The sequence below is a fragment of the Clostridium sp. chh4-2 genome, from assembly GCF_002899675.1.
Taxonomy (GTDB): Bacteria; Bacillota; Clostridia; order Lachnospirales; family Lachnospiraceae; genus CHH4-2.
In genome coordinates this window covers 187,819-208,501 of record NZ_PKUU01000004.1, presented here as the reverse complement: position 1 = coordinate 208,501, position 20,683 = coordinate 187,819, and the positions used below count along the sequence as shown (strand labels likewise).

Sequence of the window (20,683 nt, the reverse complement as noted above, 5' to 3'; positions counted from 1 at the left end):
TCAGGAGGAAGAACATAAATCTTATTACGATAAGTCAAGGAATAGGAAATGGATGCAGAAGCCCCGATCAGTTTTTGACACAATACAATTCAATGAAATGGAAAACAATTAAAATGAAAACACTTTTACGCTTTATAAAACCGTACAAGTGGCTCTGCTTTTTAACGCTGCTTGTTATGGTTTTGGATGTAATCGGCACACTTTTTGTGCCGACACTCGTTGCCGATATGATTAATGTTGGTGCTTTGAAGGGTGACATACAGTATATTTATCAAAAGGGTGTATTGATGCTCGGTGCAGCTCTGCTCTCCGGTATTGGTACGCTTCTCGGAAGTTTTCTTGTTGCAAGGCTCTCTGCCCGTGTCACAAGGGATATGCGAAATGCTCTCTATGACAAATCTCTTACCTTTAGCGACCACGATTTTGAAACCTTTGGCACAAGTTCCATGATCACTCGCTCACTCAATGATGTCAATAAGGCAGGTATGGGACTGATTATGACCATACAAATGATACTGCCGGTTCCTGTGATGTGTGTGATGGCTGTAATCTTAGCATTTATGAAGGATGTCTTTATGGGAGCATTTCTTCTCAGTGTTACCGTGATCGTTTTGGTCACAGCCGTCATTATCGCAAAAAAAGCAGCGGGATTGTTTGATAAATTACAGAAAGCTATTGACCGCATCAATGTGGTCATTCGTGAGAATATTTCAGGTGTGCGTGTCATCCGTGCCTTCAACAAGGAGCGCTTTGAGGAAGATAGAACACGCAAGACTTTTGAAAGCTATGCAAATTATGCAGTAAGAGCAAACTATCTTTTTATGGGTCTTGAATCCGTCACCATGTTTGTAATCAATATCTGCATTGTTGGTATTGTTTGGGTCGGCGGTAACTGTGTAGGGGCAGGTTCTCTTGAAATCGGTGATATCACGGCGCTCACAGAATATGCCATTCTGATTCTTTTTTATGTGATGATGGCGATTATGGTCATGATGTTTTTGCCTCATGCTATCGTGTGTGCAAATCGAATCGGTGCTGTGCTTGACCGAGAATCGAACATCAAGGACGGCAACAGCACAGCGGATGATGATGCCGATATCGTTTGTGTGTTTGATGATGTGGATTTTTATTTTACCGATGCCGACGAAGCAACGCTTCACGGATTAAATTTCAAAATCAAGCGTGGCACAACCACAGCTATCATCGGTTCTACTGGCAGCGGCAAATCCACCATAGCAAAGCTCATTATGCGTTTCCATGATGTAACAGGCGGCACGCTCCGTATATGCGGAACGGATGTCCGTACTCTTTCGAGAGATGAGCTTCACTCCCGTATTTCCTATGTGCCGCAAAAGGCTTGGCTCTTTTCAGGAACGATTGCTGATAATCTCCGCTATGGTAATGAAAATGCCACCGAAGAAGATATGTGGCAGGCTCTTGATACAGCTCAGTCAGGATTTGTCCGCGAACTGCCAAATCACCTTGATTCCCGTGTGGCACAAGGCGGCACCAATTTCTCCGGCGGGCAAAAGCAGCGCCTTGCCATTGCCCGAGCGCTGATGAAAAAATCTGACCTCTATATATTTGACGACAGCTTTTCGGCACTTGACTTCAAGACCGATGCCGCATTGCGTAAAGCTTTGAAAACAGCGGTTGCCGACAGAGCGGTACTGATCATTGCACAGCGTGTCAGTACCATTACCTCTGCTGACCAAATAATCGTGCTTGAGGAGGGGGCGGCAGTTGGTATCGGCAAGCACGAAGAATTGCTTGCAAGCTGTCCGACTTATGCAGATATTGTCAAATCACAAACGAGAGGAGGGGAAATTAATGTCTGATGAAAAAGAACTATTTGACCGTGATCCCGATATGTCATTCAGTGACTTTGATATCGGTAAAGCCAAAGATCCTGCAAAGGTACTGAAACGCCTTTTTAAGAGTGCAACACATGAAAAAGGGCGACTAATCGCTGTTTTCTGCTCGGTTATTATCTATACGGTGTTATCCATAGCCGCACCTTGGTATAGTGCAGAACTGGTCAATATGCTTTGGGAATCAATTAAGGCTTGCCGTGAAACAGGTGAGGTTTTCTGCATTACATGGCAAAACAGTGGGATGCAGATATTAATTCTCGCCACTCTCTATTTCGGTTCGTGGGTATTCAGTACGCTGCAAGCATTCCTAATGGCGAGCTTTTCAGAACGGATTTGTCTTGGATTAAGAATGCAGATGAGTGGGAAGATGAACAGACTAATGCTTGCTTATTATGATCAGCATAAGATTGGCGAGGTATTGACACACTTTACAAATGATCTTGACCGTCTTTCAGAGGTCATGCAAAACGGACTGCTTAAATTCCTTACTTCAATCGGAATGATTGCAGGCTCGCTTGTTATAATGCTCCGTTTTAACTGGATCATGACATTGATCTTTATGGGCTTTATGGGGCTTTCCATGCTTATAACATCCATTTTCTCAAAAAGTATGTTTACCAAAGCTGAAAAGCGACAGGAGAAGATGAGTGCTGTTACATGTATGGTAGAAGAATATTATACAGGCCGCATTATCATTAAGTCATTTGGTAGAGAAAAAATCAGTTCCGAGGAAATGCATCGTGTAAACGACGAATTGGCAAAAGCAACAGAGCAAGCTGATTTTGTGATGAACGCTGTTAATCCCGCCATCCGTCTTGTCAACCGCTTCGGGCAGGTAATCATTGCCGTGGTAGCAGGTTATTTCCTCATCGGAGGAAAACTGACTGTCGGTGCGTTCCAAGCATTTTTCCAATACCTTAATCAATCTGCCGAACCGCTGACACAGGCATCTTATATTCTAAATTCCATGCAGTCTGCCATCGCCTCGGCAGAGCGTGTATTCAATATGCTGGACGAAGTGGAAATCAGCTCTGAAACAGAACATACAGAAGCACTCAATCATGTTCGTGGTGAGGTATCTTTCAGCCATGTTCGATTTGGATATACCTCCGAAAAGGAACTCATGAAGGATATAAGCTTTACCGTGAAGCCCGGTCAAAAAGTCGCTATCGTGGGTTCGACAGGAGCAGGAAAAACAACGCTTATCAATCTCCTGATGCGTTTTTATGAAATCAACAGCGGCAGGATTACACTTGATGGTGTGGACATTTCATCCATGACACGAAAAGAACTTCGCTCTCATTTCGGCATGGTTTTGCAGGATACTTGGCTGTTCGGCGGCACCATTGCCGAGAATATTGCATACGGCAAACCCGATGCAACGATAGATGAGATCAAAGAAGCGGCAAAGGCGGCAAGAGTGCATCACTTTATCTGTACAATGTCGGACGGGTATAATACTGTGCTTGATAACGATGCTGAGAGTATATCTGTTGGTCAAAGGCAGCTACTCACGATTGCCCGTGTGGTGCTTTGCAATCCCGCCGTTCTCATTCTTGACGAAGCAACTTCAAGCGTTGATACCCGCACTGAGCATGAGATTAACCGTGCAGTGAAAGTGTTGATGAAGAATAGAACATCGTTTGTGATAGCCCATCGCCTTTCAACTATTGTGGATGCAGACCTTATTCTCGTTATGGAGCAAGGCAACATTATTGAGCAGGGCAATCATGACTCGCTGATGGCAAAAGGAGGTGTCTACGCAGAGCTTTATAATAGTCAGTTTGTAAACTAAGAAAACAGATAGAAAACGGTTATTATAGATCACAGAATGCGAATAAAGTTAATACACCCTAAATCTGAAATTTAATACTGTGGCTTTAGCCCCCCGATTTGAATGCTAACTCAAATTGGGGGTCTTCCTTTCGATTCAGTTGTGGCACAAGCTGTGCTGCACTGACATCCCTTGGTGCCCTCATCCGTGCCGTTTCTTACAAGTTAAATGCCACTCCTTCTTTAAGATAGCATATTGATATGTATTTTCATATTTTGGCATCCCATCTGAAGTTTTGACAAAAGAAATGAATTCCTTAAATAGTCCTTCCTGACGCATGCCGAGCTTTTCACACAGCCTTTGGCAGTGAATATTATAATCTTCCGTATAGACATAGATCCGTCGTGCGCCCTTGTCATGGAACAAATAATCAAAAAAAGTGTATGCCGCTTCATAGGCATATCCGTGTCCCTGATAGTTTAGATTCAGCATCCAGCACGGGCTGAAAGTGTCATTTGCAGGGTACGGGTCATCTGGAACGCTTGGCTCAGGATAACCGTCGATCTCTCCGATGACCTTTCCACTTTCCTTTAATGCAATCGCAAAGTAATACTCGGTTTCACCGACACGCTTTTTCATTTCTGCTCTCGCGTCATCCAGCGTATCCAACTTAAGGCAGGCAAAGCAATTCACCGCAGGCTCGTGCAGATATTCAAATACATCTTCTGCGTCGCTTTCAAGGAATGGACGAAGAATCAGTCTTTCGGTTTCAAGTATCATTTCTTTTTACCTCTAAAATGAGTTTTTTCTTTTCAAATACATAATCCGCCGTGTTTGATACAGGGTCAAATCCCACGACCTTTACAATGTGATAGCCGCACTTATTGACATAGAATACCGTGTTGCGTATTACCTGCGAAGGTGTGATTAAGTGAAATACTTCTGCTTCGGGAAAATATGCCTCCACCATATCTAGCGCGGCTTTCCCTACCCCTTTGCTTTGGTATTCGACAATGAGAAAGAAAATTACAATTTCCCTAACACCTTTTCCCATATCCTCAACAATCGCTCCTCCAATGAATTTCTCTCCGTCCTTGATAGATAGAATCGTGAATTTCGGTTCTTCGATGATCTTACTCAGTTCATATTCATCACGGTCGCCTTCGGCTGCACCGGGAATGAGGCCATCGGGAAAATACCGTGCATGAACATTGAACGCCCGTTCGTCCTCTCTGTTAAACAGGTCAATTTCCTCTTTTTTTAATGGTTGTAGGTTGATATTCATATTGCCTCCTTAAAAAAAGCCCGATTTTTCCATAGATTTACTATGAAAAAACCGAGCGCACTCGACACCTTATCTGACAGGCGGCCTGCAAATCCTTTCAGATTTATGATCCCCTGTGCTACGGCACACTGTCCTCCGGTGACTGATTATTGTAGATATAATAACATAAGGAATTCAAAAAAACAATATATGGGATGTCAAATTCCCTGACGAAAAATTGGCATCTGTTTCATGGAGGGGTGCATTTTTACATATAAGAACTTTTAAGATTCCCTTCAGAAACAGTTAAGAAGTGCTTTTTAAAATGGAAACAGGAAAGGAGGGGAGAGGAGTGGAACAGACGTATTCGTATAAATGGCTGGCCAGGGGAGGCACGATAGTGACTATAATCTTATGTCTGTTTATGGTAAAAGCTGGTCTGGAAGGAAAATTCCATTCGGTCGAAACTTTGCAGGAATACATTAAGGGGTTTGGAATATTTGCACCGATGATTCTGATACTGATTCAGGCGTTTCAGGTTGTGGTACCAGTGCTGCCAGGGTTTTTGGGCTGTATTGTAGGTGCGGTTTTGTTTGGCGCTATGGGTGGATTTTGGTGTAATTATATTGGAATCTGTGCGGGTTCCATCATAGCATTTGCCTTGGCAAGATATTATGGGGCACCACTAGTAAAGAATTTATTTCCTGCAAAACAGTATGAAACATGGATAAACCGCCTGCAAAATAAACGCAGCTATACCTGCTTTTTTTTCTTATGTATTTTGCTCCCATTGGCTCCAGATGATTTCTTGTGCTACCTTTCAGGTGTTATCAAGATGCCTGTTAAAAAATATGTGCTTATCATTTTATCTGCCAAGCCATGGTGTCTTTTGTTTTACAGTTTTGGAGTAGGAGTATTCATTAACTAATATAAGTAGTAGAAGGGATTGAAGAGATGCTTGGATATTATAATTATACGGTTGTGTTGACCTATATGGGAATGCTTACGGCATTTACTGGAATTTTGATAGCATGTGATGGAAATATCAATGGAGCATTAGTCTGCCTTATGTTGTCGGGAGTCTGTGATCTGTTTGACGGACCAATTGCCAGGACTAGAAAACGGGCAGCAGAAGAAAAACGCTTTGGAATACAGATTGATTCCCTGAGTGATTTAATCGGATTTGGCGTTCTGCCTGGAATCATTTTATACCGAATAGCTGAAAAAAGCCTGGTTGGCATTTTGATATCTGCGATTTATGTCCTTTGTGCATTGATACGATTGGCATATTTCAACGTGATGGAAGAAAAACGCCAGGATGCGACAGAAGATGCAAGGACCTGTTATCAGGGACTTCCGGTAACAGTATCGGCAATTCTTATCCCTGCAGTGTGTTATATTCAAAATATAATCGGAATCCAAAATGGGGAGGGGACCATGATTACAATGTCAATGATGGCTGCAGCGTTTTTGATTCCAATAAAAGTTGAAAAACCGAATTTTCTAGGTAAAATCATAATATCCGTTCTGGGTGTATGTGGTTTGATTTTGTTGGCAGGAGGCAGTACCTGATGGGAAATGAAAATAAATTTATCTGTTTCTTATATAAAAATATAGCAGGGCGGTTTTGCTTAAAACTATTGACAACGCCGTGGATTTCAAGGCAGGCGGGGAAGGTTCTGGACAGCAGGATTTCCCGGCCTTACATTTCCCTTTTTGTTAAAAAGCATAATATTGATTTATCAGAAATTGAAAATAAAAAATATGAAACCTTTAATGATTTTTTTAAACGTTCATTGCTGCCTGGTAGCCGGAACATAGATTTGACATCTGAAAGTCTGATTAGTCCCTGTGATGGACTGCTAAGTGTATATGAAATTGATGAGCAGAATTGGATTCCGGCAAAATATTCAAGATATCGGATTGAGGATCTGCTGGAAAACCGGGAACTGGCGTGTAGATACTGTGGCGGCTGGTGCATGGTCTTTCGGCTGAGGCCGTCCGATTATCACCATTATTGCTATATAGATAATGGAACTGTGAAATACAGAAAAAAGATACCAGGAATCTTGCACTGTGTACGCCCCATTGCCCTGGAAAAGTATCCGGTTTATGTAAGAAACACCAGGGAGTATACCATTATTGACACGGAAAACTTCGGACAGGTGATTCAAATGGAGATAGGCGCGCTGCTTGTTGGAAAAATACAGAACAACAGACATCAAGGCTATGTGCGGCGTGGTTTGGAAAAAGGGTATTTTGAATTTGGAGGCTCTACGATAGTTATTTTAATTCAAAAGGAACAGGCAAGTCCAGAACTTGCTGTATGGATGCTTTCTAAATTGGGGCAGGAAGTAGAGGTGAAAATGGGGCAGAAAATAGGATGCAAGAGGAATTGATGAATTTAGGATTGTTAAGAAGTATTTTAGAAATGATTAAGGAAGAACTGGTAAATTATACATCATCAAAGCAAATGCTTTGAAAATAAAATTCTGAAAGGAAATAAAATTATGAAACAAATTTTAAAAAAGTGTTCAGTATTCCTCATGATGGGAGTCATGGCATTTTCACTGGCGGCATGCGGAGGGACAAAGGACAATGGAAAGAAGCAGGAGACCAAGGTAGAGAGCACTGCTTCAGCAAAGAAAAAAGTTGAGAATACTAAGAAGGACAAAGTTTCTGCCAAAGACAAATCCCAAAGCGCACAGGGACCGGGAGCCGCAGCACAGGGGCCAGGAGCCGTAGCACCAGAGCCAAAGGCACCTGCAACGAATGCACCAACGGCAAAGGCACCAACGACAAACGCACCGGCGGCCAATGTGCCGGAGTCTCAACCGGAAGCTAATGGCCAGAGCCAGAATAAAGCGGTAGAGAAAAATGAGAAGAAGCAGAAATCAGATAAGAAAAGCGTGAAGGAGAAAGAGAAGAAGAAAACAAAATCTAAGAAGGATGGAGAGAAGAAAGCGGCTGATAAAAAAGATGCCGGTAATAAAGCTTCTGGAAATAAACAGTAGTGCAATCTTAAAAATGACAGTGACGGTAAACAGCAGCAAAGATTAAATCTTCGCTGCTGTTTACGTTTAGTCTATGATGGGAAAGAGTATCCGTATTTTATAGGATTCCTGCTCCATTTCAATTTGGCAGATTCCATTCATCTGGCTTATCATGCGTTTGACATTTTTTATGCCAACCTTCGTACTTTCCACCACCCCGTTCTGTATTGTAATTTGATTACTTACTTCAATTCCGGCCATATGATTTTCGTAGATTGTTTTCAAGGTGATAGGAACAGAAGAAGTGGCATACTTAACCAGATTGCTGCTCATATTGTCTACTATCCGTGCGATATAATCCATCCGTACTCCAATTGACACGGTGCGCCATTCTAATTCCGCATTGATCTCAAAGCCCTGATTTTCCAGATACATTGTCATTTCAGACAGATAATCCATAAAGGTGTCCTGAAGCGTCCGCATTTCGTTAAGCGGTTTTTCATCTGCCTCATCATGAATCTGACTGCATTCAAACAGCCGGTCAGACAATTCCTTCATCATGGCAGCCTTTCCCATGATTTTTTCCAGATAGTATTGCTTGGAAGATTCATCGGTACAGACATCGGACTGAAGAATCTGGATATACATGGTAAGCGCAGTCAACGGAGTTCGTAAATCATGGGCGATTCCTGTGATCAGATTCTGATTTGCCTGTTTTAAGTCATTTTCTATCTGGATATTCTGTTTAAGGGAAAGCCTGAGCTGTTCCAGTCCCTCTGCAAGCTTCGCCAGTTCATCCTCTCCCTTCACAGCAATCGGGTGTTCCAGGCATCCGCCCTCCATGACACTGATTGCTGTCTGCAGTTCTTGAATATATTGAATTCCCTTTTTTATACCTAAGATAAAAAGGATAAAGAATACAAGAAAAGAAAGCAAAATCTCTACAATCAATGCAGAGCTGTAAAACTGGTAGTCGAAGATTCCAAGCAAGACGATATCAGCTTCACCATCTGCAAATTTAAGCGTGTAGCTGCGGTTTTTGTAATAGGGGCTTACCAGATCTTCAAGGGCCATATCCATGGGACTTCCGGAGGCATACAGGAGACGGTTGTCACGGTATATTTCCAGATACACAACATCTTTCTTTTTCACCCATTTTGATAAGAGTTCCTTGTCATAGGGAGTCAGCGCTCCTTCCTGGATATATTCCTGTAAATGCTCAACAGTCCGTTGTTCGGCATGTTCCAGATAGTCAGTTTTATAAAAGAAGCTGTCCAGTCCCCAGCTGATTCCCATATGCAGTGCAGAGAAAAAAAAGATGCCTGCCGCGGCCGCGCCTAAAAATAGGAGAAGAAGTTTCTTTATCAAATTGTTCGCATGCTTCCCCATGAACCGCGCTGCAGTTGATATTTTGAATTTATCCAATCCGATACCCCTTTCCCCATACAGTACAAATGCGTTTTGGCTGTTGGGGATCTTCCTCAATCTTAAGCCGAAGTTTGCGGATATGTACCATGATAGTATTGTTTGAGGAGTAGTAGAATGGTTCATTCCATACACTCTCATATATATTTTGGGTAGTAAAAATCTTATTCGGATACTGAATTAATAAGAGCAGTATCTGATATTCAATTTCCGACAACTCAATATCTCTGCCATCCACCTGCACGGCATTCGAGGTTGTGAGTATCCGGATGCCTTTGTGTTCCAGCCATTCCCCGTCTGACTGATTGGATGGCGAATATTTTCCTTGGTATATATGATAGCGGCGGAGCAGTGCTTTTACCCGCCCTAAAAGCTCTGCATAGGAAAACGGTTTAGGGAGATAATCATCCCCGCCAACTATAAGCCCTAATAATTTATCGGACTCCTGAGCCTTTGCGGTCAAAAAAAGTACAGGTACATTCGATACTTTGCGTATTTCTTCACAGGTGATAATCCCGGATATTCCAGGCATCATGATATCAAGAATCACCAGATCAATTGTTTCATTAAGTAATTTAAGCCCTTTCTTACCACAGTCAGCTTCCATTACAGAGTATCCTTCGCTCGTCAATAGAACACGAACACCTTCCCGGATGTCGGCGTCATCTTCAATGAGCAAAATGGTTCCCATGTCCATGTAAGCTACCTCCTTTCATTTTTTAATTATACTTGCTTTTGATAAAAATGTCTCAAAATTAAATTCTTAAATTTTCTGAAGGGAGGCAACCAAAAATGTTATGTAACAAGGTTTCACAATTGTTAAGGAGATTTTAAGAAACCATTCAGTTTTGCGACGGATAATCAAACTATAAAAAATCCGAGGGGAGAATGTCGATGAATAATGGCACTATTTTAATCATTGAGGATGATGCGGATATCCGGGAAGCTGTCCGTATTCTTTTAGGTAATGAAAAATACACAATTATAGAGGCGGAGAACGGAATCAGAGGATTAGAGCTTATGAAAGAAAGTATTGATTTAGTGATTCTTGATATTATGATGCCTGGAATGTCCGGACTGAGAACTTGTGAGGAAATCCGAAAAAAATCCAATGTACCGGTTCTGTTCCTGACTGCTAAGGCGAAAGAATCAGATAAACTGATTGGCTTCATGGCAGGGGGAGACGATTATCTGACGAAGCCATTTTCTTATGCAGAGTTACTGGGAAGAGTAAAGGCACTGCTTCGGCGTTATCACCAATATCAGGGGAAAAACGCGGTGGAAGGGAAGAAAGTGGAGGAGCACCTGGAGATGGAAGAAATTCGGATTAATCAACAATATAATGAGGTGTGGGTAAGAGGAGAAAAAGTTGAATTATCAAATATTGAGTATCACATCCTGCTCCTGCTTATGCAAAATCCGAAAAAAATATTTTCTGCCCAAAATTTGTATGAGAGCGTTTGGGCTGAACCGTATTTTTACAATTGTAATAGTACCGTTATGGTACATATCCGCAAATTGCGGGTAAAGATTGAGAGGTCGCCGCAGGAGCCGCGGTATATTAACACTGTATGGGGAAAGGGGTATCGCTTTGGAACATAGAGAGAAGATGAACCGCAATTCCATGTATTTCCGCTTCGGGGTAAGCATCATCGTGGCACTTTTGTCGTCGGTTGTATTATTCGTTTTATTGCAGAGTGCCGGGAAGGCCCTTCTGGATACCTATTATATACAAAGCGGTTATCTGCAAAAAGAAAATAATCGCAGACTGGAAGCATTTCAAACGTTTATTAACAAAGAAAAAATTTCAATCCTGGATACAGACAAAATTGCAGAATGGGTGAAAAAGCAGTCAGTGGTTTCGCTGCAGGTATACAAGGGAGATACCCTTTTGTATGATTCTGATTACCCGGAAGGTGAAAACATGCCTGTATTTTCATTCAGTGGAGATTACGAAGATTATGAGGCGTACCATTTAGTTCAGTTTACCGATCAGGAGGGATATGTATTTCTGACAGGATATTACAACCAGCGGTTGTATACTGGTATCACAGCTGCGTCGGTTTTATTGTCTGCGCTGCTTTTAATTGGTATGGTGATGATGGAAGTGCATAAAGTCATAAAATACATTTGTATATTGAACCGGGAAATACAGATATTAGAAAGCGGGGATTTGGAGTACGCCATTACGATTCTGGGAAAAGATGAGCTTGCATCCATGGCAGAAGGGTTAAACAGCATGCGGCAGACACTCAGAGAACAAATGGCCGGGAAAGAGGAGGCGGTGAGGCTGAACGGAAAAATCATTACAGAAATGTCTCATGAACTGAGAACTCCTCTGACAGCACTTATGATATACATTGAAATTCTTCGTTCAAATAATCAGTGGGATACAGAATTCATTATAACATATATTGACAAAATTGAACAAAAAGCACAGGAAATAAAGCAGTTGGCAGATCATATTATTGATCACTCTCTGGAAGATCAATCCGCTGTAACATTGGAACAGGATTTTGAACATTGTCATACCGGACTTTGAGAGTTTAGGATTGTTTAGATTGAGTTAAGAATGATTTAAAATATGCGGATTAAGATATAGGTATCTCAAGAATATTGAGAACTATAAAATACAAAGGAGTGATGAAACATGAGGAAAATGTTTCTTGTGCCGTGCTTGTCTATGGTGATAGCGCTGGGAAGTACCATGGTCTCTATGGCGGCAACAGGCTGGGCGCAGGAGAATGGCACGTGGGTATACTATAACAGCGACAAGGACAAGGCAACTGACACGCTTAAGAAATCCGGGAATTATTGGTATTATCTGGATGATAAGGGTGAAATGGCAACAGACAGGCTGGTGGAAGTCAATGATGACTATTACTATGTAAATTCAACAGGGGCTGTCATAACAAATGAGTGGAAGGCTGTCCCGAATGATTCCCCATCCGAAGGTGAACCGGACGAGTGGTGGTATTATTTCCAAAGTAACGGAAAGGCTGTAAAAAAGCCGTCCGGTGCCAATACTGCAAAACTGGTTTCCCTGCCAGTCAAGTCTGGAACAGCAAAATTCATTTTTGATGAAAACGGTCATATGATGACCGGCTGGATTAACGAAAATGGAGAAATGGTAACAGATGATGATGCTTGGAAAAGCGGAGTGTACTATGCAGGTGAATCTGATGATGGCAAGATTGTAACTGGCTGGAGATATATTACAGCGGAAAATGATGAGGATGTGAACCGGGATGGCGATGGATACTGGTTTTACTTTAAATCCAATGGAAAGAAAATTGTTGATACAGACAGCAAGACAATTAACGGAAAAAAATACCGGTTCAATGAGTATGGCGCGGCACAATTCGATTGGTACAATAAACCGCCTAAGGCAACCGGTTCTGAAGCAACTCCCTCCAATGCGGTCAACCGATATTACAATGAAGAAAGCCAAACATGGCTGGCAACAGGCTGGTTTAAAACGGTTCCAAGTGAAGATGTAGATGCAGAAGCGCATAACAATGATGAAGCTCATTGGTTCTATGCAGATAAGAAAGGAGATTTGACAAAAGCGCAGATTAAAACAATTAACGGCCAAAAATATGGATTTGATGTGAATGGGAAAATGCTTCAGGGTTTGTATAAGATTACCTTTGCAGATGATAAAAAGACCATAGAATCGGCAGTGGAGATTGAAAACGAGGCGGATATTCCAACCGCTTCAGAGGAAGGCGTATTTGTATATTACTTTGGAAACTCCCCCAAGGAGGGAGCGATGGCAACGGGAAATGTATCAATTACGATTGATGGAGAAACATACCAGTACCGTTTTAAGAAATCTGGAAATAAAGGAGCCGGTGCAGATGGAATTGAAGATAACGCAATCTATGTTATGGGAAAACGTTTAAAGGCAGAAAAAGATTCCAAATATGAGGCGGTAACCTATAACGACGACCAGTATCTGATCAACACCTCCGGCAAAATCATGAAAAATGCGAAGAACCAGAAAGACGCAGACGATGTGTATTACTGCACAGATAAGAAAGGCGTGATTACATATAAGGGGACAGAAAAATATAAAAAATAGAAAGCCGTGATAGGCGGCGATTCATTTAGACTTTTTGGAGAACTGGAACCACTCTCGCCAGTTCTCTTTTGTTATATTTCCATTTGCAGGTTAAGTATCGTTAATCATGAGCATCTGTTTTTGAAGAGAATGGGAACAGGTCGTCAGGTGCATCAAGTCGGCAGAAAAGGCTAAGGGACAGATTCCAGAAACCATGCCTACTAACCAGCGGACGCAAATTGTCGTTGGGAAAACTAGAAAAAAATCAAGAGGAAAACCGTATGAATAAATATAAAGACTTTCTTAACAGTATCAGTACATTTTTGATTTCACTTATAATACAAAAGCTGTTATCCCGTATCGGAGTGATTAAAACAGAGAATATTGCCATCGACTTAATCTCCTGGCTTATCATTTTCTCTTGTGTTTATATACTGATGACAATTATCCTAAAAAAGTAACTAAGCTTCTTTTAGACGACTCAGTTCTTACATTGATGTCACTATCTTATGCGTTATCCGGCTCGGTTAAATGATTGTAACCATACGTTAAAGCTCGCCCAAGAAAAATCTGTTCCACAAATGATACAACTACTAGAAAACAGCCAAAATGAATATATCTTTTTGCTTACATCTGAAAAATGTAAATATTGTGTAGAATTTGTCCCAACCATAAAAATGGAGAACTGGAACCACTCTCGCCAGTTCTCCATTTGCTGTATCTATGTACTATTGCATGATAATCTCTTTCATCAGCTGCGTCTGATTCTGGTAAAAAAATTCGCATATAACTGATCCAAATGACTATAATGGACGAACCAGTCATTGAACTCTGCCAGCAAAATACTGGCTACATCAGAAATTAAGCAATAGTGATAACGAAACAGCTGATTTGCATTGCGGATTTTGTAATCAATCCAATATTCGTAACCCATTTGTGCCTTCAATCCAATTATCCATGACAAACTAAATGGAATGGAGGCGGTCTGCCCCTATAGATGAAAAATAGAAAGTGGTAGTAAATATAAAAGCGCGTGCCATCGGACACGCACTTTTAGGGCTGTTTTAAATCAAATATCTTTTTAAAAAGCAGGTCAATTCTATAACATCAATCGGCTTTGCTATATGAGCATTCATACCGCATTTCAGACAATGCTGTATGTCATCAGAAAAAGCATCTGCGCTCATAGCTATAATTGGAACAGATAGGGCATTAGGATGATTAAGTCCACGGATAGCTTTTGTGGCCTCATACCCTGTCATATGCGGCATCCGTATATCCATAAGAATTGCATCGTAATATCCCTCTGGTGATCTTTGGAACTTGTCCAGACAGATCTGGCCATCCTCTGCCCAATCCAGTTCCACGCCTAAATCGGACAGCAATTCTTTAGCAACTTCCCAGTTTAATTCATTATCCTCAGCAAGCAGAATACGACGTCCGGATAGATCAATATTGGGGGTCAATGTCTGATCATTTTCTGTTTCAGCGCCCATATACTGACGCAAAGCATGATACAGAGTGGATTTAAAAAGGGGTTTGGAAATAAAACCACTAATACCTGCTTCACGAGCCTCCGCTTCAAATTCACTCCAATCATATGCAGAAATCAGCAAAATCGGAACTTCATCTCCTAAATTACGTCGGATTTCCTTTGCAACCTGAATCCCATTCATGCCTGGCAGTTTCCAGTCTAATAGAATAATTTGATAATCCTCTCTTTTTTTATGGTGTTGAATTACCAAATCTATCGCTTTTTCTCCACTTAATGTCCATTCTGCTTTTATTCCGATAGATTTTAGTGCGTCCGTTGCTGTCTCACATAATAATTCGTCATCATCAACCACCAGCATATTCCACGAAGGAAGAACCATATCCATCTCCTCGGCAACCGCTTTTTCAAAATCAAACCTGAGAAAGAACTCGGTACCTTTATCAAGTTCACTTTTTATGTCAATGGTTCCCTCCATCGCGTCCACAATGTACTTGGTAATCGCCATTCCCAAACCGGCACCCTCAGTTTTATGTATTCTGGCTCCATCCGCACGGCTATAAGATTCATATATTTTTTTCAGGAAATCTGGCGACATACCAATTCCGTTATCCTTGACCTTAATATGAATTCGGACATAGTTTTCTCCTTTCGGAGATTTTTCTTCAGAGAGGGATAATTGTATCGAACCTCCCTCCGGTGTATACTTTGTTGCGTTCGATAAAAGGTTTAACAAAACCTGATTCAAGCGTACTCCATCGCACCACACACTTTCGGTTAAGATATTTTCAACATGTATATCAAAGGTTTGCTTTTTTGTCTTAACCTGTGGCTGCATAATGTTAACGATTCCTTCAACAACTTCCTTTAATGAAATTTGTTCTGTTGTTAAAGTTAATTTCCCGCTTTCAATTTTAGACATATCCAAAACATCATTGATCAGCCCTAATAGATGTTTACTTGATAATGTAATTTTTCTAAGGCAGTTCTGCACCTGCTTTCGGTCATCTATGTGAGCTGTGGCAATCGCGGTCATGCCTACGATTGCATTCATGGGCGTACGGATATCGTGGCTCATATTTGCTAAAAATTCGCTTTTGGCTTTGTTCGCTTCAAGAGCAGCCTGCCGGGCCTTCTCCAATTCATGCACCTGAGAACGGGTTATGTAGAAATACCGAAGAAAAATTAAAGTTAGAATAATCAAAAAAGAAGCACAAGACAATAATGTCATAAACATACGCTGGCTGCTCAGATTGTTTATGGAATCGTCCAATATACCATAAGGCATTACCGATATTAAATACCACTCAGAACAGGGTAATGATATACCGTATATTTGCCGTTCCTCACCATTCACTTCAAATGTTGTGGTAGATTCTTTATGGGTTTTTAGTGCAGCACCAAATTCTTTAATTGAATTTTCTACAGATATCTCATTGGCCGTAGAATCAAGCTGCTTTTGTAGTTGTTCAAAGAAATACCACAACTCCGTGTTAGAGTTCTGTATTACAAAACTACCGTCTGGCCTGATGATATGATAATACATCAACTGCCCGTCATCCGCTGAGAAAAGAAAGTCGGTAACATAGTCCAGAGGGACAGCTGCAATCAGGCCAGTGCTCTTATCGCCATTGTTCATCGGATAAGCAGCGTCAACGCCAAATAATACCACTTCATTTCCAGAAGAATCAACACCTACAGCGACTCGTTGTTCCCCCTGTAATAATGCTTCTACAAAAGGTTCTGGATTTAGTGGCTGTATGGATTCTCCATAAAGTGTCTGAAACTCTCCCTCGCCAGAGCAAAGCGCTAAATAGTTAAATCCCCTAACCTGTGCCCTGAAGATGAGTTCCTCATATAGAGTCTCCTTATCCTGATTATTTGCTGAAACAACAGAAACAACTCCGCTGACCTGATCAAAACGCAGTTCAATCACAGTTTCAAAGTGTCTGGACATCTGTTTATTCATTCCAGACATATAAATATTTCCAATTTCATAAACAGTATTTTTACTTTTTCGGTTCATATAGATTCCGAGGAGACTGAAAATAATAATACTAAAGATTAAAAGTCCAATAAAACTGTATATCAGAAAACGTGTTGTAGAATCCTTGGTTTTACTATTTTTCATTGATGTTATTCCTCCCTGGAATTCTTAAAATCTTTAATAACATTGATGGTTTCATAGTAATCCTTTGATAATTTCGGCATCATATCGACAGCCTTATTCCAATCGTTTTCTTTGAATGCGTTAGTTACCAAACTACTGCTTTCAAACAATCTGGTAAATGAAAGATTTTGACAAATTCCTTTGAGTGTATGAACGGCCCTTAGAGCCTCTTCATAGTCCTTATTCTCCACAGACACTTCAAACAAATGAAAGCTTTTATCGTCCAGGAATTTATACATAAATTTCTGAACGATTTGCTCACGACGCAGTCTACCCAGCACTTCATCAAAATCGCCGCCTAATTTTATATAACAATCTTTTAGATTCATAATCACGATTCCTCCTTTTTAAATGCTGTCTGCGCTGCCCACCATCTCGTTTAGAAGACAAATGGTCACCTGATTTTTTTGTTTTTTTGATTGATACATCATATTGTCTGCAACTTTAAAAAGTTTTTTTGCGGTTCCGCTTCCATATGCTCCACCTATGCTTACAGACATATGTAGTTCGGGATATCCATCAATTATCAGACCATCAACAGAATGCCTAATCCTCTCCAGTTTTTTCTCAAATATCTCTTGAGGTATACCAAAAAAGATGATTACAAATTCATCGCCGCCATAACGGATAACCGCATCTGTTTTTCGCACACAGGATAAAACAGTTTGTGCAATGCTCTGCAATACGATATCGCCAACATCATGGCCATAATTATCATTGATGTACTTAAAATTATCTACATCTATTACGACCATTGCCTGAATACCATCCGCGCCTTGAAAATGCTCGTCATAATAGCGGCGATTGTAAATACTGGTTAAGGAATCAATATATAATAATTGCAGTTGCTGTTGTTTGCGAGGCAAGACGGTGTATTTTTCATAGGAAAACAGCCTATCGTAATCTATTCTATTTCTTATATCCTGAATATTTTTAGCCTCTTGTTCCTGAGAGGCATCCATTAGTTCGTTTTCAAGTGTATCGGCAATTTCTTGCAGACACAGTAAAAGAGAAGGATTAAATGCACCGCATTGTCCTTCTAAAATCATTTTTAAAGCCTCTTCATGTGAATAAGCTTTCTTATAGCAGCGCTCACTGGTCAAGGCATCGTATACATCGGCCAGCGCAACCACTTGAGCAGCTATGGGAATTTCGTCCCCCTTTAATCCATCCGGGTAACCATTGCCATCATACCTTTCGTGGTGCCATCGGCAGATCTCAGAAGCCACTTTGACAAGCGGAGCTTCCTGCTGCTCTATGGGCAGGTCTAACAGCATGTTAGCACCGATTACTGAGTGCGTTTTTATCACTTCAAATTCCTCTGCCGTAAGTTGGCTGGGTTTATTTAGTATTGCATCTGAAATTGAGATTTTCCCAATATCATGCAGCGCAGAAGCAGTGCTGATTAAAGAAATATCTGCTTTAGACAAAGGATATTGATCTGTCAACTGAACCAACTGCTTCAGCAAATATTTTGTAATCGTATTAACATGCAGTATATGTAGGCCGCTCTCTCCATTACGGAATTCCACAATGTGAGACAGAATTGAGATCATCAGCTTATTATTCTTTTCCTGCTCGTGAAATTGTTCTGCAATAATTTTTTCAAGGCGCTGCTGCCTTGCGTATAAAAATATCGTATTAGAAATTCGACGCTGGACAATGGTAGAATCAAAAGGCCGGCTGATATAGTCAAAAGCCCCCAAGTCATAGGCCCTCTTTATATTAGCAGGAGTGTCATCAGCAGAAATCATAATAACAGCGAAGGTGTCATTCCAATGGTATTTGTTTATGTAAGCTAATACTTCAAATCCGTCCATTTTAGGCATCATAATGTCCAGAAGCAAAAGGGAGAAATCTGCTCTTTGCTTTGAAAGGAGAGAAATTGCTTCCACACCATTCTCAGCCTCAACCACATCATATCGCTCTTCCAAAATATCTACTAAAAGAGCTCGATTCATCTCTGAATCGTCCGCAATTAAAATTTTTTGTTTATCCATGATACTTAAACTCTTTCCTATTAATTTGCATTTTCATTATAAATGTCATCCTTATACACTGGCAACATCCATATTGGTAAGGTGTGCAAATAGGTAAACGTTTTTTATACTGACAAACCAAACTCACCATGATATAATCAGACAGATAGGAGGCGAGTTATGAAACCACAAGAGACAAAATTTGAATTTGTATATAATGAAATTAAGCAGTGTATTTTAGATGGACAGATACCTCATGGAAATGCCTTGCCATCTTCAAGGATGTATTGCGAACAATTCCATGTTAGCAGATATACGATTAACCGTGTTTTCGAAGCATTGAGGGCGGAAGGACTGGTTGATATTCAGCCTCGCCTTGCACCGATTGTTATTTCAACAAAAGATACCTGTAATTCATCAAGCACTGTTTTTGAGATTCTAAAACAAAAGGAATGTATTTTACAGGTATATCAAACTTTTGCCCTAATACTGCCTTCACTTTTGGTTTTTTCCTTACAGGGATGTGATGTGGAGGTACTGCCTTACTATAAACAGGCTGTGAAAGCATTGCGTTTAGGATATACTGCTGGTGGATGGCGTCCTCCCTCTAAATTAGGATATGAGATATTAAGAATAGGCGGTAATTCCCTATTCAGCGAACTCTACTCTACGTTTGGCCTTTATAATAAACTTACATTTTTTACAGAGGAGTGTACTTACTTCTCTAAGCATTTTTCACAGGAAGCGGTATCTGTAGCCAATGTCATTCCAGATGTCTTAAAAGGCGATGATCCACACATAAAGTACAACCTGCTCTCAAATATGTATCAGAAACTTACGGAATTCATCGAAAACACCTTAAATTATCTGTCAGAGGCCACCCCCAAATGTTATTCACAAACTGGTTTGAGGTTTTCATGGAATCCCATGCGTGGTCAGGATTATTGTTACTCAAAAATTGTTGATGACTTGAATCTAAAAATCGGTCTTGGAGAGTATTCTGTTGGAATGTTTCTTCCATATGAAAAACAACTGGCCAACCAGTATGAGGTCTCTATATCGACGGTCAGAAAGGCATTATCAGAACTCGAGCAAAGAGGTTTCGTAAAGACATTAAATGGTAAAGGTACTATAGTGATAGAACCGGATGATACGAAACTTCATCAGCTGGCTCTTAATTCCGGATATGTAGAAAAAGCACTACGTTACCTTCACGCTTTGCAGTTAATGGTACTGATTATTCGTCCTGCCGCTTTAGCTGCTGCTCCACAGTTTACTAAAGAAAAACTGGACGAGTTGGCAGATAGATTTACTTCTTCTGACTCTATTTATTTGTCGGATATTTTGAAAGCCATAATGAGAAATACCACGTTAGAACCTTTATATGTTATATTGTCTGAAACCAATCATCTTCTTGAATGGGGACACCATTTTGCTTATTATCCATCCAAGAAACATACACTTTCACATCTCAACAAGCAAGTCATTCTTGCGCTTCAACAGTTAAGGGAAGGTAATGCAGATTCCTTTGCGGATGGCATAGCAGATTGTTATCGTTACAATTTGAGTCGTATGAAGAAGCATATGATAGAAAAATATAAATTTTATCATGTAGCTAGTATTCGGGTGCCAGAAAAATACTAGTGCTG

The 20,683-nt window shown here is 40.7% G+C and carries 17 protein-coding genes; 10 read left to right on the top strand and 7 right to left on the bottom strand.

The annotated features are described in order from the left end of the window. Window positions 1–74: 74 nt before the first annotated feature. Together C0033_RS05860 and C0033_RS05855 are read left to right on the top strand one after the other, a co-directional pair. Complete coding sequence (locus C0033_RS05860; protein ID WP_347501041.1) at window positions 75–1,838, top strand: ABC transporter ATP-binding protein; 1,764 nt, start codon at window positions 75–77, stop codon at window positions 1,836–1,838. Beyond that, entirely contained in the window at window positions 1,831–3,669 is a 1,839-nt protein-coding gene (locus tag C0033_RS05855) for an ABC transporter ATP-binding protein (RefSeq protein WP_227179878.1), read from the top strand. Before C0033_RS05860 ends, C0033_RS05855 begins: the two co-directional genes overlap by 8 nt. A gap of 180 nt (window positions 3,670–3,849) precedes the next feature. Here the strand turns inward: C0033_RS05855 and C0033_RS05850 are convergent, their stop codons facing one another. Then, on the bottom strand, window positions 3,850–4,428 hold the full coding sequence (locus C0033_RS05850; RefSeq protein WP_103226937.1) for a GNAT family protein: 579 nt from the start codon (window positions 4,426–4,428) through the stop codon (window positions 3,850–3,852). Beyond that, the gene (locus C0033_RS05845) at window positions 4,418–4,933 is read right to left on the bottom strand and encodes a GNAT family N-acetyltransferase (RefSeq protein ID WP_103226936.1); all 516 of its coding nucleotides are present in this window, start codon (window positions 4,931–4,933) and stop codon (window positions 4,418–4,420) included. The genes C0033_RS05850 and C0033_RS05845 overlap by 11 nt, the downstream gene beginning before the upstream one ends. A 331-nt stretch (window positions 4,934–5,264) precedes the next feature. On the opposite strand from C0033_RS05845, the gene C0033_RS05840 reads away from it, so the two are divergent. The 4 genes from C0033_RS05840 (at window position 5,265) to C0033_RS05825 (ending at window position 7,926) form a co-directional block, all read left to right on the top strand. Then, window positions 5,265–5,840, top strand: coding sequence for a VTT domain-containing protein (locus C0033_RS05840; RefSeq protein WP_227179880.1), 576 nt, complete (start codon window positions 5,265–5,267; stop codon window positions 5,838–5,840). A 26-nt stretch (window positions 5,841–5,866) separates the two neighbouring features. Then, window positions 5,867–6,484 (top strand): CDP-alcohol phosphatidyltransferase family protein, encoded by a 618-nt coding sequence (locus C0033_RS05835; RefSeq protein WP_103226934.1) that lies wholly within the window; start codon window positions 5,867–5,869, stop codon window positions 6,482–6,484. Continuing rightward, entirely contained in the window at window positions 6,484–7,311 is an 828-nt protein-coding gene (locus C0033_RS05830; RefSeq protein WP_227179881.1) for a phosphatidylserine decarboxylase, read from the top strand. The genes C0033_RS05835 and C0033_RS05830 overlap by 1 nt, the downstream gene beginning before the upstream one ends. Window positions 7,312–7,422: 111 nt before the next feature. After that, window positions 7,423–7,926: a hypothetical protein gene (locus C0033_RS05825; RefSeq protein ID WP_103226932.1), complete on the top strand. Its 504-nt coding sequence runs from the start codon at window positions 7,423–7,425 to the stop codon at window positions 7,924–7,926. A gap of 66 nt (window positions 7,927–7,992) precedes the next feature. Here the strand turns inward: C0033_RS05825 and C0033_RS05820 are convergent, their stop codons facing one another. Beyond that, a complete protein-coding gene (locus tag C0033_RS05820) occupies window positions 7,993–9,273 on the bottom strand; it encodes a HAMP domain-containing sensor histidine kinase (protein ID WP_180994583.1) in 1,281 nt (426 codons plus the stop codon). 49 nt (window positions 9,274–9,322) lie between these two features. Further along, on the bottom strand, window positions 9,323–10,027 hold the full coding sequence (locus tag C0033_RS05815; protein ID WP_103226930.1) for a response regulator transcription factor: 705 nt from the start codon (window positions 10,025–10,027) through the stop codon (window positions 9,323–9,325). 197 nt (window positions 10,028–10,224) lie between these two features. On the opposite strand from C0033_RS05815, the gene C0033_RS05810 reads away from it, so the two are divergent. From C0033_RS05810 to C0033_RS05800, 3 genes are all read left to right on the top strand, one after another. Beyond that, window positions 10,225–10,932, top strand: coding sequence for a response regulator transcription factor (locus C0033_RS05810; RefSeq protein ID WP_103226929.1), 708 nt, complete (start codon window positions 10,225–10,227; stop codon window positions 10,930–10,932). Continuing rightward, window positions 10,922–11,872 carry a histidine kinase dimerization/phospho-acceptor domain-containing protein gene (locus C0033_RS05805; RefSeq protein WP_146043738.1) on the top strand — a complete coding sequence of 317 codons (951 nt, stop codon included), beginning with the start codon at window positions 10,922–10,924 and terminating at the stop codon, window positions 11,870–11,872. Before C0033_RS05810 ends, C0033_RS05805 begins: the two co-directional genes overlap by 11 nt. Before the next feature lie 108 nt (window positions 11,873–11,980). After that, on the top strand, window positions 11,981–13,414 hold the full coding sequence (locus C0033_RS05800) for a cell wall-binding protein (RefSeq protein WP_103226927.1): 1,434 nt from the start codon (window positions 11,981–11,983) through the stop codon (window positions 13,412–13,414). Window positions 13,415–14,457: 1,043 nt separating this feature from the next. Here the strand turns inward: C0033_RS05800 and C0033_RS05785 are convergent. From C0033_RS05785 to C0033_RS05775, 3 genes are read right to left on the bottom strand one after another with little or no spacing between them, the layout of a single operon-like run. Then, window positions 14,458–17,016, bottom strand: coding sequence for a response regulator (locus C0033_RS05785; RefSeq protein WP_103226924.1), 2,559 nt, complete (start codon window positions 17,014–17,016; stop codon window positions 14,458–14,460). Window positions 17,017–17,021: 5 nt separating this feature from the next. After that, complete coding sequence (locus C0033_RS05780; RefSeq protein ID WP_103226923.1) at window positions 17,022–17,384, bottom strand: Hpt domain-containing protein; 363 nt, start codon at window positions 17,382–17,384, stop codon at window positions 17,022–17,024. Window positions 17,385–17,402: 18 nt separating this feature from the next. After that, the gene (locus C0033_RS05775; RefSeq protein WP_103226922.1) at window positions 17,403–19,055 is read right to left on the bottom strand and encodes a diguanylate cyclase; all 1,653 of its coding nucleotides are present in this window, start codon (window positions 19,053–19,055) and stop codon (window positions 17,403–17,405) included. A 159-nt stretch (window positions 19,056–19,214) separates the two neighbouring features. Here C0033_RS05775 and C0033_RS05770 point away from each other — a divergent pair, with 159 nt between their 5' ends. Continuing rightward, complete coding sequence (locus C0033_RS05770) at window positions 19,215–20,678, top strand: GntR family transcriptional regulator (RefSeq protein WP_103226921.1); 1,464 nt, start codon at window positions 19,215–19,217, stop codon at window positions 20,676–20,678. Window positions 20,679–20,683 lie beyond the last annotated feature (5 nt).

Coding starts and splice junctions, on each gene's coding strand:
- C0033_RS05785 (WP_103226924.1), bottom strand. CDS start 17,016: ATGAAAAATAGTAAAACCAAGGATTCTACAACACGTTTTCTGATATAC.
- C0033_RS05835 (WP_103226934.1), top strand. CDS start 5,867: ATGCTTGGATATTATAATTATACGGTTGTGTTGACCTATATGGGAATG.
- C0033_RS05800 (WP_103226927.1), top strand. CDS start 11,981: ATGAGGAAAATGTTTCTTGTGCCGTGCTTGTCTATGGTGATAGCGCTG.
- C0033_RS05855 (WP_227179878.1), top strand. CDS start 1,831: ATGTCTGATGAAAAAGAACTATTTGACCGTGATCCCGATATGTCATTC.
- C0033_RS05780 (WP_103226923.1), bottom strand. CDS start 17,384: ATGAATCTAAAAGATTGTTATATAAAATTAGGCGGCGATTTTGATGAA.
- C0033_RS05815 (WP_103226930.1), bottom strand. CDS start 10,027: ATGGACATGGGAACCATTTTGCTCATTGAAGATGACGCCGACATCCGG.
- C0033_RS05825 (WP_103226932.1), top strand. CDS start 7,423: ATGAAACAAATTTTAAAAAAGTGTTCAGTATTCCTCATGATGGGAGTC.
- C0033_RS05770 (WP_103226921.1), top strand. CDS start 19,215: ATGAAACCACAAGAGACAAAATTTGAATTTGTATATAATGAAATTAAG.
- C0033_RS05810 (WP_103226929.1), top strand. CDS start 10,225: ATGAATAATGGCACTATTTTAATCATTGAGGATGATGCGGATATCCGG.
- C0033_RS05845 (WP_103226936.1), bottom strand. CDS start 4,933: ATGAATATCAACCTACAACCATTAAAAAAAGAGGAAATTGACCTGTTT.
- C0033_RS05775 (WP_103226922.1), bottom strand. CDS start 19,055: ATGGATAAACAAAAAATTTTAATTGCGGACGATTCAGAGATGAATCGA.
- C0033_RS05830 (WP_227179881.1), top strand. CDS start 6,484: ATGGGAAATGAAAATAAATTTATCTGTTTCTTATATAAAAATATAGCA.
- C0033_RS05850 (WP_103226937.1), bottom strand. CDS start 4,428: ATGATACTTGAAACCGAAAGACTGATTCTTCGTCCATTCCTTGAAAGC.